Source organism: Pantoea sp. AN62, from assembly GCF_050432985.1.
GTDB classification, from domain to species: Bacteria; Pseudomonadota; Gammaproteobacteria; order Enterobacterales; family Enterobacteriaceae; genus Pantoea; species Pantoea brenneri.
Genome location: NZ_JBNPYB010000007.1, coordinates 69,735 through 80,890 on the forward strand (window position 1 = coordinate 69,735; position 11,156 = coordinate 80,890).

Sequence of the window (11,156 nt, forward strand, 5' to 3'; positions counted from 1 at the left end):
AACATGGCTATTTTCAATCAGTTCCGCGTGATTAATCCCAACATGTTTGTGGAGTCGACCTGGCTGGATGACATCGTGACGGCACGCGTGCCGTTGCTGGTGCTGCGCAATTTCCTCACGCCGGACGTCCGTCAGGCGGTGGTGACCGATCTTCAGCGCTGCCGGGAAAAGATCCGCGTATCCCACTACCCCAACGGTGCGCTCACTACGCTCGGGCCCTATCTGGCCCGGCATACGACGGCGCCGGATAACTACTTTACTGAGCTGCGCGACATTCAGCCGTCGCTGCCGCCGTCGCTTGGCGCGTTGCGTGAACAGATCTACTACTGGGTACAACATGCGCTAAGGCTGGAGAGCCTGCGTACCGCGCAGGAGCCGGGCCGGGGCGAGTATGCCGGTTCGATTGTGCGTTTTCATGCCGACGGCGTGGCGAATCCCCTGCATAACGACAACATCGTGCGCGATGCCGCCGACAGCGGTCTGGCGGTAACCCAGATCCTGCATCAGCTCAGCTGCGTGGTCTGCCTGCAGGAGTGCAACGCGGGCGGCGCGCTGCGCATCTACAACAAAAAATGGTCGCCGGAAGATGAACAGTTCAAAACCGCCGGTGAACTGGGTTACCACAGCGGCGTAGTGGCGGGCAGTGAAACCTGCGAGTTTTCACCGCGCAGCGGCGATATCTACCTGTTTAATCCCGCCTTCTATCACGAAATTGACCGGGTCGAAGGCGATACCCGCATCACCATGGGCTTCTTTTTCGGCCTGACCGATAAAAAAATGAAGCACGCTATCGCCTGGAGTTAATCCAGGTTGCGCCAGATTAAGGAGAGGGGAATGACGACGTTTGAAAAAATCATCGCGCTGCTGGATCAGCATCAGGCGAACTATCGGGTGGCAGAGCATCAGGCGGTGGGTCAGACCGATCTGATCAGTGAGATACGCGGTAACGCGCTCAATCAGGCGGCCAAAGCGATGGTGCTTGAGGTCAGTATGCCGGAGGGTGCCGATGCGCGTTATCTGCTGGCGATTGTGCCGGGCGATTGCCGCATCAATTTCAAAAGCGCGGCGCGCGCCATCGGCGGTAAGAAGTCCGCCTTTGCCGCTCCTGAGATGGCCCAGGCGCTGACCGACTGCGTAATGGGTGCGGTGCCACCGTTTAGTTTTGATGACCGGCTGGCGTTGCGGGTCGATACGCGGCTGCAACAGGTCGGGACGTTATGGTTTAACGCGGGTGCGCTGGATAAGTCGATTGCGCTGGCGGTAGAGGACTATTTTCGCATTGTGGGTGACGACTGCTGTGTGGATATCGCGACGCCGGTGGCGATCACTGCCTGAAGCGGCACAAGGAGTATCCGATGTCGGTAAAAGATATGCTGTTAGCGCTGTGCGTGGTGGTGGTATGGGGCGTCAATTTTGTGGTGATCAAGTTAGGGCTGCAGGGCATGCCGCCCTTCTTGCTGGCCGGGCTGCGCTTCAGCCTGGTGGCGTTTCCCGCCATCTTCTTTGTGCGCCGTCCGCCGATTCCGCTGCGCTGGCTGGTGGTCTACGGGATGACCATCAGTTTTGGTCAGTTCGCGTTTCTGTTTCTGGCGATCAAGCTGGGCATGCCCGCCGGACTGGCGTCGCTGGTGCTGCAGGCGCAGGCGTTCTTCACGCTGCTGCTGGGCGCATTGCTGCTGTCGGAGAAGCTGCGCTGGAATCACATTGTCGGAATTATTATCGCCACGCTGGGGATGTTTATGCTGGCCACGGCGGGCATGGAGGGCCAGACCACGGCCGGTATCACGCTGACGACAATGATGCTGACGCTGGCGGCCGCGCTGTCGTGGGGGCTGGGTAACATCACCAATAAGATCATTATGCGTAACCGCAAGGTGCCGATCATGTCACTGGTGGTCTGGAGCGCGCTGGTGCCGGTGGTGCCTTTCTTTGCCTGCTCGCTGCTGTTTGACGGCCAGGCCGCCATCCTCAATAGCCTGCTGCATATCGGGTTACAGACCATACTGGCGTTAATTTATCTGGCGTTTATCGCCACCATCATAGGCTATGCGATTTGGGGCAACCTGCTGAGCCGCTACGAAACCTGGCGCGTTGCGCCGCTGTCGCTGCTGGTGCCGGTAGTCGGGATTATCACCGCTGCGCTGGTGCTGGATGAGCATCTGTCGGGACAGCAGATGCTGGGCGCTACCATCATTATTCTGGGGCTGCTGGTAAACGTATTTGGCGGGGTAGTGGGTCAGCGTTTAGCGATGCGAACGCAGCCGTAAAGGCAAACCTATCTAAGGGCAGAAAAACGCCGCTGGCGCGGCGTTTAAGAGCGTGATGGCTGCCTTTCGCAAAGACGCAAAAACACCATTTCTGGTCCGCTATGCTTTGCTACAGGCGTATGCTGCCATCGCGTTAACTCAATCAGCCGTCTGAAACCATGGAGCGGAGCAGCCTTTTTGCTCCCTGAGCAGGTACTGATATCAAAAACGAAAAACGCCGCGTTAGCGGCGTTTGTTATGATTATTTCAGAATCTCAATACGGCGTGGTTTCGCTTCTTCCGGCACCAGGCGTTCAAGATCGATGCTTAACAGACCATTTTCCAGACGGGCATCGCGTACCACAATGTGGTCGGCCAGCTGGAATTTACGCTCGAAGTTGCGTTCGGCGATACCCTGATACAGGTATTTACGTTCGGTCTGCTCTTCCGGGTGGGCACCCCGCACGATCAGCACGTTATCGTGGGCGGTGATCTCCAGTTCGCTCTGAGAAAAACCGGCTACGGCGATGGTAATGCGATAGTGGTTTTCATCGACCAGCTCGACGTTGTACGGAGGATAGCCGCCGTTGCTCTGATTTTGATTCGCTTCGAGCAGGTTAAACAGGCGGTCAAAGCCGATGGCAGAACGATAAAGTGGAGAGAGATCAAAATTACGCATATTAAGACTCCTGAGTTTCAGCAAGTTTTGGCAACCTTCCACTACGGGACAGGTTTCTGTACGGCACCTCACTGTCCCTTGCGGCAACGGTGAGTGCGTCCGTAATCTAAAAATGGGTGCCGGACGTCAGCTTTCAAGGGGGAAAACGCAATTTTTTTCGCCTGTTTGAGAAAATGACATACACTCAGGACTACCTTTGCCGGACCAGAACGGACTTCACCCCAGAGTGATGGCGTTGTCTGGCAAACCAACTCAGTCAGGCTTCTGTCAGGACTGAAGGGATGATAATAATGAAATTGATGAAAACGTTACCGCTGGCGGGTGTAGTCTGCTGTGCCGTTGCGGCAAGCGGCTGCTCCAGCGTCATGTCACACACCGGCGCCAGTCAGGGCTACTATCCCGGCACCCGCGCCAGCGCCGATCTGCTGGTCGATGATGACACCAGCTGGGCACTAAAACCGCTGGCGCTGATCGATCTGCCTTTCTCCGCTGCGCTGGATACGCTGTTACTGCCGTGGGATTATTATCGCAACGACAGTGACAAATCGATCGACTCTCCGCGCGAGCGGGTACTGCAAAGCGAGAAGCTGGCGCATACCCAGGAAAATCTGGCGCAGGCACAGCCGATGCCGACTATGCAGCCGCCGTCGCCGCAACCGTAAACAGCTGCCGCCAGCCGTTCACCTCACGCATATAAGCAATCTGGCTTCCATCAGGCGACCAGACCACCGCGTCACCTGATGGTGGCTGCTCTGTCCGGTCAGTCAGCCGCTGACATGCTCCGCTTATCACCTCACACCGCATCACGCTGTTGTCGCAGATAAAGGCGATCGCCTCACCTCTGGGGTGCCAGCTAAACGCCGACTGGATGCTGTGGCTCAGCCAGGTGATCTGGCGTGGCTCGCCGCCGTTGGGCGATACGGTCCACAGCTGAACCACCTGCTGCGGGTCCGCCATCAGAAAGGCGATCTGGCTGCCGTCCGGCGCGGCGCGCAGCCAGTGGCGCGGTTGCAGTGCCAGACCGCGACTTACCGTCAGGCGACGCTGCTGCACGCCAGCAGGCGGTGCAGGTAACTGCCGCTCGCTGCCCTCCAGCGGCGCCTCGCCCGCGCGGGCATAATCCTCCAGCGCCTCGGGCAGATCGACAATAAACAACTCAGGCCGTTTTTCACCCTGCGTATTCAGCGTATCGCCAATAAAGGCGATGGCCCAGCGCTGCCAGCTGCCGTCCGGTTTCTGATAGCCGCGATCGCCGACCCAGCACTCTTCATAAGCGCGATTAATCTGGTCGCTGCCGGGGAGGGGCTGCGCATGGGTACGGCTGACCAGCAGACAAAAATAACTGCCGTCATATTCACGGGGATGCTGCTTCTGCGGCGTCACTGCCCGCAGCGGTACGGCGATGCCCACGTTACGCAGGTCCTGGCGGCTATCCCATTCATGCATCACATGATCGTTGTAGGTGAAGCTGAGGCGTGACCCGTCGGCACTGAACACATGTACGTGCGAGCCGCCCCGCAGCGCGCCGGGCGTAAAGGGCGGGGTAATGTCGCAGGCATCGAGATTCATCGCATTGCCGTTCTGAATAATGACGCCACGCCGATGGTGAAAGTCATACTGCCAGCTTGCGTCGGGATGCTCCGGGCCGTGAATACAGACATAGCGCGGCGGCAGATCGGGGCTGACGGTAACTACCCCGACATGGGCGCCGTGGTGCGCCTGATACAGCACCTCAACCTCGCCGGTGGTCACATTGACGCGCTCAATGGTCTGGCTGGTAAACGACGCGCCGGAGGGACGCAGGTCAAACGCCAGCCACTGGCTATCGGCGGTCCAGACATTGATATTGGTAAGCTGATGCTGGCGGGCAGCAAAGGTGATCTGTTTTTCGCGCATGGAGGCAACCTGATAAAAATGTTGCCCCACACGCTACGCCAAACGGGCTAAAGATGCAGCTTCGATTTCGCCTCACTGAGCACCCGCCCGTCACCCTCGACGGTTTTTTTTCGTCCCAGCAGCAGGCCGAGTAAGCCGCCCAGCACCAGTGCGCCCGCCACAATCAGCAAACCATCATTGTAGCTGTGGGTGGCATCTTTGATGCGGCCCATGATCGGCGGAAAACCGAGGCCGGCAATGTTCGCCACGGCGTTGATCAGCGCAATCGACGCGGCCCCGGCGACGCCGGAGATGGTCTCGGTGGTGACGGCCCAGAAGACCGGCGTAATCGCCCAGTTGAGGCCCACCATCAGCACCAGCAGACCGTAGGCCAGCCACTGTTGCGAGACTGCCATCGCGCCCAGCAGCAGCAGGCCCGCGGCGATCAACGGCAATCCCAGATGACGGGCCCGCTCACCGGTTTTGTCCGAATGACGGCCATTGAAATACATAAACAGGCAGGCAAACAGGAACGGCACCGCCGACAGCAGGCTGACCATCAGGTTACTGCGGTCCTCCGCCACGGCCTTGACAATCAGCGGCAGAAACAGCGTCACGCCGATGGTGCCAAACGCCTGCAACAGCCACAGCAGGCTGAGCGCCCAGACGCGACCGCTTTTCAGCGCCACCCGCCAGTTGTGATGGTGTATGGCGGAATGCTTCTCGTCACGTTCAATGGTCTGCTGCAGCCAGCTACGCTGCTCGCCGGAGAGCCAGCGCGCTTTGGCCGGTGAATCATCAAGATAAAACCAGGTGACGATGCCGAGGAAGAAAGCGGGAATGCCTTCCAGCAGGAACAGCCAGCGCCAGCCCTCGACACCTAACATGCCGTGCATGTTCAGCAGACTGCCGGAGAGCGGCAGGCCAATTACCGATGCCAGCGCCGCACCGATATAGAACATCGACATGGCGCGGGCGCGATCGCTACGCGGATACCAGCAGGAGAGGTAGAAGATAATGCCGGGCGTAAACCCGGCCTCTGCCGCCCCGAGCAGAAAGCGCATCACATAAAGCTGGGTGGGCGTCTGGACCAGGCTCATGCCGGCGGCAATGATGCCCCAGCTCACCATGATGCGGGCGATCCAGCGCCGCGCACCGACCCGCGTCAGCAGGACGTTACTCGGCACTTCGAAGATGATGTAGGTGACGTAAAAAATGCCGGCGGCGATGCCGTACATCTCGGCGGTCATCGCCAGATCGGCATTCATCTGTAGCGCAGCGACGGAGATATTGGCGCGATCGATATAGGCAATCAGGTAGAGCAGCATGATGAACGGCATAATGCGCCGGTTCATTTTTTTCACGGTACTGAGATGCAGATGTTCACTCATCGGGAGATCCTCACGTAGGGTATAGCGGACCCGGATCCCGCATCGCGCGGGACCTGGCGAGTGTTTCTTATTATGGGGTGAAGCAGGTAGCTGCTACTGAAAAGCGGCAAACGTTACCATTCGGCAACGGCGCCGTCAGCGTGCCGCCACAATGGGTTGCGCCAGTCTGGGGCATCAAGGCTGCGTTCAATCACCAGCGCTTCATCGATCTCAACCCCGAGACCTGGCCGGTTCAGCGGCGCAAAGCTGCCATTGTGCATGGCGAAATCAGCTTTATTGACAACATAATCAAGCAGTTCCGCTCCCTGATTATAGTGAATGCCCATGCTCTGTTCCTGGAATATGGCGTTATGCGAGACAAAATCGACCTGCAGACAGGCGGCCAGCGCCAGCGGTCCGAGCGGGCAGTGCGGTGCCAGCCCGACATCGTAAGCCTCTGCCATCGCGGCAATCCTGACGCATTCCGTGATGCCGCCAGCATGGGAGAGATCGGGCTGCACGATTGCCAGTCCGCCCGCTGCCAGCACCCGCTTAAACTCGAAGCGGGAGTACATGCGTTCGCCTGCGGCAATCGGAATGTGGGTTTGCGCGGCGAGGCGCGGATAGTATTCTGCCTGCTCGGCCAGCACCGGCTCTTCAATAAACAGCGGCCGATAGGGCTCCAGTTCTTTGATCAATATTTTCGCCATCGGCGCGCTGACCCGGCCATGAAAATCGAGGCCGAATTCAATCTGATTGCCAAAGACTTCGCGGATTTGCGCCACGGTATTGACCGCCTCATCCACCGCGCGGCTGTTATCGATCAGGCTCATTTCGGCGCAGCCGTTGAGCTTGAAGGTATCGATGCCGATGGCGCGCAGCGTTTGAATCCCGGCAATCACATCGGCGGGACGATCGCCGCCAACCCAGCTGTAGGCTTTCATCCGGTCGCGTACCAGACCGCCAAGCAGTTGCCAGACCGGGACGCCGAGCGTTTTGCCTTTGATATCCCATAACGCCTGATCGATACCGGCAATGGCGCTCATCAGGATCGGACCGCCGCGATAGAAACCGCCCCGGTACATCACCTGCCACAAGTCGTTAATGCGCGCCGGGTCCTGACCGATGAGTGCATCGCCCAGTTCATGCACCGCCGCTTCGACGCTGCGCGCCCGGCCTTCGATTACCGGCTCGCCCCAGCCGCAGACGCCTTCATCGGTTTCAATTTTCAGGAACATCCAGCGTGGCGGCAGGCGGTAAGTGGTGAGTTTTGTGATTTTCATCGTACGGCATCCTTATAAGCAGCAATAAAAGCCTCAGCTTTTTCCACGGTGCGCGACAGCGGCTGACCGGCGCGGTACAGGTCACTGCCCAGTCCGGCACCGACGCAGCCCGCCGCCAGATAGTCCGCCAGGTTTTCTGGCGTCACACCACCTACTGCGAACAGCGGCACCTCCGGCGGCAATACGGCTTTGATCGCCTTGATATAGGCGGGCCCAAAAGCCGATGCCGGGAAAATTTTCAGCGCATGGGCCCCTGCGTTTAGCGCGGTAAAGGCTTCACTGGCGGTGGCGCAGCCGATGGCCGTCCAGATCTGCTGCCGGACTGCCCCGGCAATCACCTCTGCATCGGTATTCGGCGTCACCAGCAGGCGGGCACCTGCTGCCGCAACGGCGTTGACCTGCGCGACGTTCAGCACCGTTCCGGCACCAATCATGGCCCGATCACCAAACTGACGTACCAGCTGCGGCAGGGTCTGCTGCCAGTCGGGCGAGTTGAGCGGCACTTCAATACTGTCAAAACCGCACTCAATCAGGGCGCTAACGTGCGCCCCGGCTTCGTCCGGCCGGATGCCGCGCAGGATGGCGATCAGCGGCAGCTTAAAGGGCAAGGTCATCGACAATTCTCCTTATTCCTTGCTGGAAGGCACTATCGCCTGCCAGCCATTGCAGCGGGATATTGAGCAGGGCAAAAGCCGCCTGATAACGCTGGGCCAGTGCTTCACTGGCAATCAGCGTCACCGGACCACTCAGCGCCGACTGCGCCGCCTGACTGGCGACTTCATGTCCGATCAACAAACCGGAGAGGAAATCGCTGACCGACCCGGGGGCCAGCGCACCCAGCAGATGCTGCGCCCGCACTTCAAACAGGCGCGCCAGCAGGGACGGATCGTTGATGCCTGTTTCCAGCCCGCGCTGAAAGGCCGCCGCATCCGGCTGCTGTTGAGGTAAACCGGTCCCGATCAGGGCGTGGTTCAGCAGCAGATGATGCAGTTCGCCGGTCATCACGGTGCGGAAATCGATCACCCGGCGCGCTTCGCATTTCACCCACTTGGAATGGGTACCGGGCATCACGATCAGTTCCGCCGGTGCCAGGGTTTGCGCCCCCAGCAGCTGGGTCTCTTCACCGCGCATCACGTTGTGATTGTCACGGCGGCTGACGCTTAATCCCGGCACGATCCAGCGATTTTCACCGGCTGCGGTCAGCTGCGTCGCGAGGGAGTCCAGCGTCAGCGGGCAGGGAAGATAGGGCGCGGCCTTCCAGCCGGCGTTGCTACCCACCATGCCCGCCATCACCACCGGCACCGCATTCACCGGCCAGCCGTGGGTTATCTCATCGAACACCTGCTGGTGGCTGCGGCCGTTTAAGCGGGTGACGCCCGCTTCTGAACGTCGGCTCTCAACAGCGTCGCCGTCGCGGTAGTACCAGGCGCGCAGGTTGGTCGAGCCCCAGTCGAGAGCGATATAGTGGCTCACACGATCTCCTTCAGGCGTTGGGTTGAGCTGGCAATCATGGCGCGTGCCGCCGCTTCTGCGGCGGCACCATCCTGATGGCGAATGGCATCGAACAGGTTCTGATGTTCACGCAGGGTTTGCGGCATATTGTCGCGATCGGCGCGGTAGGTGCGGGCAAAAACCGCTTTCTGCAGCTGAACCAGGGCGATACTGAGCTGTTGCAGAATCGGATTGTGAACCGAAGCCAGCAGCGCCTCGTGGTAGCGCATATCGGCTTCGTTAAAGGCGTCACGATCGTTGTGCCGGGCGATCATATCGTTGAGCGCCAGCTCGATAGCGGCTAGATCCTGCGAGGTGGCGCGTTCGGCTGACCAGCGCGCCAGCTGCGGCTCGACCAGCACCCGCACATCGTTCATCGCGGCGATGAGTTGTGGATCGTGATTGTGCTTTAACGACCATTGCAGGACGTCACTGTCGAGGAAGTTCCAGTGCTGATGCGGGGTGACGAAAGCGCCGCGATAACGCTTAATTTCAATCAGTCGTTTCGCGGTTAGCGAGCGATAAACTTCGCGGATGATATTACGGGAGGTGGCGAACCGTTCGCACAGGTCCGCCTCGGCGGGCAACGGCTGACCCGCCACAAACTGACCGGAGACAATCTCTTCGCCCAGCGTTAAAAGAATCCGATCGGTTTTGCTGACGTCCTGCTTTTCCACTGTCTGTGTTCCTTTGCCCGGCCAATGCCTGAGCAAAAATTGTAGTACCACCTATCAAGGTCGTACTACAATCCTGATCACAAAACAGACAATCTGTTGCGCTGCAGCCTGCCAGCAAGAAAACAGACGATTACAGCACCAGCTCTTCAATCGCGTGTGCTACGCCATCTTCCATATTGGTTTTAGTCACGAACTGGGCGATTTCCTTAACCGAATCAATGGCATTACCCATCGCTACTCCGGTGCCGGCATACTCAATCATCGCCAGATCATTTTCCTGATCGCCAATCGCCATTACTTCTTCCTGCTTCAGCCCAAGCTTCTCAGCCAGCATTCTGACGCCCTGGCCCTTGTTAACCCGACGATCGAGAATTTCGAGGTAGTAAGGCGCACTCTTCAGAATGGTGTAAGTCTGGCGCGCCTGTTCGGGCAGACGGGCAATGGCCGCATCCAGCAGGGCAGGCCGGTCGATCATCATCAGTTTCGGAAAGCGGGTGGCGCGATCCATCTCTTCAACGGCGCGGTAGCGTACCGGAATCCCGGTCAGGCTGGCTTCATGAATGGTGTATTCACTGATGTCTTTATTTGGCGTATAGAGGTGGGACTTGTCGAACGCCTGGAAATGCACGCCCAGCTCACGCGCCAGCTGCTCAATGTAGAGGTAGTCGTCAAAGGTCAGCGTCACTTCCGCTACGCATTCGCCATCTTCGGCCTGATGGACCAGCGCACCGTTGTTGCTGATTGCGTACTGACCGGGCGTCTGCATATCCAGCTCCATCAGGTAGCGCTGGATACCGACAAACGGCCGGCCGGTGGTTAGCACAATCGAGACCCCCTGCTGGCGGGCGCGATCCAGAGCGGATTTCACGCCCGGCGTGATTTCATGTTGCGGATTAAGCAGGGTGCCATCCATATCGATAGCGATCAATTTAATAGACATAGGGTCCTCGTTGCGTCTGGGTTTTGTTCAATGCTAGCGCGATTCAGCTCACATTGACCAGTTTAGCGGCAAGCGATGACAAATGACTGACGGCCGGACCTCAGCCGGTAAACAGATCGCGATGGATTTTAATCACGGCTTTTCGAATCAGGGCCGGTTCGGCGGGCGCGCAGCAGGGACGATGAACGTCATGCGGGAAGAACAGTGCAAACATGCCGGGCATCAGGGTGATCATCGACTCGTTTATCGTCTGCTGATAAAAAACCACGTCACGCTGCTGGATAAAATCTTCGGTCACCACATGCTCCGGGTGCGCGCGAGCCACGCCGATATTCTCTACGCCAGCCAGCAGGTACTGGATGTCGATGTAGCTGACGTGGGATTCTGCCCGCCGGGCGCTGGCCGGCTCGGTCATCATCTCCTGCACCAGACAGAACATTTTGTCGTCCGCGAGGATCGGGTATTTCCCGCTTTCAAGCTGGCTAAAATCTGTCTCAGCAATCCAGCTTATCGCCTGGTCAATGACCGGATGAAAGGCGTGACGTTCTGTGGCCCAGTCGAGACGATCGCAAATAATCATGGTGTAACTCCCTGT

General features: G+C 58.7%; 13 protein-coding genes. 4 read left to right on the forward strand and 9 right to left on the reverse strand.

From position 1 onward, the window contains the following. Positions 1 to 3: 3 nt before the first annotated feature. Genes FHW04_RS10075 through FHW04_RS10085 form a run of 3 tightly spaced genes read left to right on the forward strand, consistent with a single transcriptional unit; the run spans position 4 to position 2,267 of the window. A complete protein-coding gene (locus FHW04_RS10075) occupies positions 4 to 804 on the forward strand; it encodes a 2OG-Fe(II) oxygenase (protein ID WP_179420083.1) in 801 nt (266 codons plus the stop codon). A 30-nt stretch (positions 805 to 834) separates the two neighbouring features. Next, positions 835 to 1,335, forward strand: a complete 501-nt coding sequence (locus FHW04_RS10080; protein ID WP_031376131.1) for a YbaK/EbsC family protein — start codon at positions 835 to 837, stop codon at positions 1,333 to 1,335. 20 nt (positions 1,336 to 1,355) lie between these two features. Then, entirely contained in the window at positions 1,356 to 2,267 is a 912-nt protein-coding gene (locus FHW04_RS10085) for an EamA family transporter (RefSeq protein WP_089561636.1), read from the forward strand. Between the two features lie 241 nt (positions 2,268 to 2,508). On the opposite strand, the gene ibpA is transcribed toward FHW04_RS10085, so the two are convergent. Then, complete coding sequence (ibpA, locus tag FHW04_RS10090) at positions 2,509 to 2,925, reverse strand: small heat shock chaperone IbpA (protein ID WP_046289498.1); 417 nt, start codon at positions 2,923 to 2,925, stop codon at positions 2,509 to 2,511. A gap of 290 nt (positions 2,926 to 3,215) precedes the next feature. On the opposite strand from ibpA, the gene FHW04_RS10095 reads away from it, so the two are divergent. Next, positions 3,216 to 3,587, forward strand: coding sequence for a YceK/YidQ family lipoprotein (locus tag FHW04_RS10095; protein WP_031378056.1), 372 nt, complete (start codon positions 3,216 to 3,218; stop codon positions 3,585 to 3,587). Here the strand turns inward: FHW04_RS10095 and FHW04_RS10100 are convergent. The 8 genes from FHW04_RS10100 to FHW04_RS10135 form a co-directional block, all read right to left on the reverse strand. Further along, a complete protein-coding gene (locus FHW04_RS10100; protein ID WP_089561635.1) occupies positions 3,559 to 4,821 on the reverse strand; it encodes a DUF3748 domain-containing protein in 1,263 nt (420 codons plus the stop codon). The two genes, FHW04_RS10095 and FHW04_RS10100, sit on opposite strands and share 29 nt — an antisense overlap. Before the next feature lie 47 nt (positions 4,822 to 4,868). Beyond that, complete coding sequence (locus FHW04_RS10105) at positions 4,869 to 6,191, reverse strand: MFS transporter (protein ID WP_069728637.1); 1,323 nt, start codon at positions 6,189 to 6,191, stop codon at positions 4,869 to 4,871. 113 nt (positions 6,192 to 6,304) lie between these two features. Then, positions 6,305 to 7,453 carry a galactonate dehydratase gene (gene dgoD / locus FHW04_RS10110; RefSeq protein WP_089561633.1) on the reverse strand — a complete coding sequence of 383 codons (1,149 nt, stop codon included), beginning with the start codon at positions 7,451 to 7,453 and terminating at the stop codon, positions 6,305 to 6,307. Continuing rightward, complete coding sequence (locus tag FHW04_RS10115; protein WP_031375174.1) at positions 7,450 to 8,067, reverse strand: 2-dehydro-3-deoxy-6-phosphogalactonate aldolase; 618 nt, start codon at positions 8,065 to 8,067, stop codon at positions 7,450 to 7,452. Before FHW04_RS10115 ends, dgoD begins: the two co-directional genes overlap by 4 nt. After that, positions 8,051 to 8,926 (reverse strand): 2-dehydro-3-deoxygalactonokinase, encoded by an 876-nt coding sequence (locus FHW04_RS10120; protein ID WP_089561632.1) that lies wholly within the window; start codon positions 8,924 to 8,926, stop codon positions 8,051 to 8,053. The genes FHW04_RS10115 and FHW04_RS10120 overlap by 17 nt, the downstream gene beginning before the upstream one ends. Then, positions 8,923 to 9,621: a FadR/GntR family transcriptional regulator gene (locus FHW04_RS10125; protein ID WP_089561631.1), complete on the reverse strand. Its 699-nt coding sequence runs from the start codon at positions 9,619 to 9,621 to the stop codon at positions 8,923 to 8,925. The genes FHW04_RS10120 and FHW04_RS10125 overlap by 4 nt, the downstream gene beginning before the upstream one ends. 130 nt (positions 9,622 to 9,751) lie before the next feature. Then, entirely contained in the window at positions 9,752 to 10,561 is an 810-nt protein-coding gene (gene yidA / locus FHW04_RS10130; protein ID WP_089561630.1) for a sugar-phosphatase, read from the reverse strand. A 100-nt stretch (positions 10,562 to 10,661) separates the two neighbouring features. Further along, positions 10,662 to 11,141, reverse strand: coding sequence for a YhcH/YjgK/YiaL family protein (locus FHW04_RS10135; RefSeq protein WP_089561629.1), 480 nt, complete (start codon positions 11,139 to 11,141; stop codon positions 10,662 to 10,664). Positions 11,142 to 11,156: the final 15 nt, after the last annotated feature.

Coding starts and splice junctions, on each gene's coding strand:
- FHW04_RS10075 (WP_179420083.1), top strand. CDS start 4: ATGGCTATTTTCAATCAGTTCCGCGTGATTAATCCCAACATGTTTGTG.
- FHW04_RS10080 (WP_031376131.1), top strand. CDS start 835: ATGACGACGTTTGAAAAAATCATCGCGCTGCTGGATCAGCATCAGGCG.
- FHW04_RS10085 (WP_089561636.1), top strand. CDS start 1,356: ATGTCGGTAAAAGATATGCTGTTAGCGCTGTGCGTGGTGGTGGTATGG.
- ibpA (WP_046289498.1), bottom strand. CDS start 2,925: ATGCGTAATTTTGATCTCTCTCCACTTTATCGTTCTGCCATCGGCTTT.
- FHW04_RS10095 (WP_031378056.1), top strand. CDS start 3,216: ATGAAATTGATGAAAACGTTACCGCTGGCGGGTGTAGTCTGCTGTGCC.
- FHW04_RS10100 (WP_089561635.1), bottom strand. CDS start 4,821: ATGCGCGAAAAACAGATCACCTTTGCTGCCCGCCAGCATCAGCTTACC.
- FHW04_RS10105 (WP_069728637.1), bottom strand. CDS start 6,191: ATGAGTGAACATCTGCATCTCAGTACCGTGAAAAAAATGAACCGGCGC.
- dgoD (WP_089561633.1), bottom strand. CDS start 7,453: ATGAAAATCACAAAACTCACCACTTACCGCCTGCCGCCACGCTGGATG.
- FHW04_RS10115 (WP_031375174.1), bottom strand. CDS start 8,067: ATGACCTTGCCCTTTAAGCTGCCGCTGATCGCCATCCTGCGCGGCATC.
- yidA (WP_089561630.1), bottom strand. CDS start 10,561: ATGTCTATTAAATTGATCGCTATCGATATGGATGGCACCCTGCTTAAT.
- FHW04_RS10135 (WP_089561629.1), bottom strand. CDS start 11,141: ATGATTATTTGCGATCGTCTCGACTGGGCCACAGAACGTCACGCCTTT.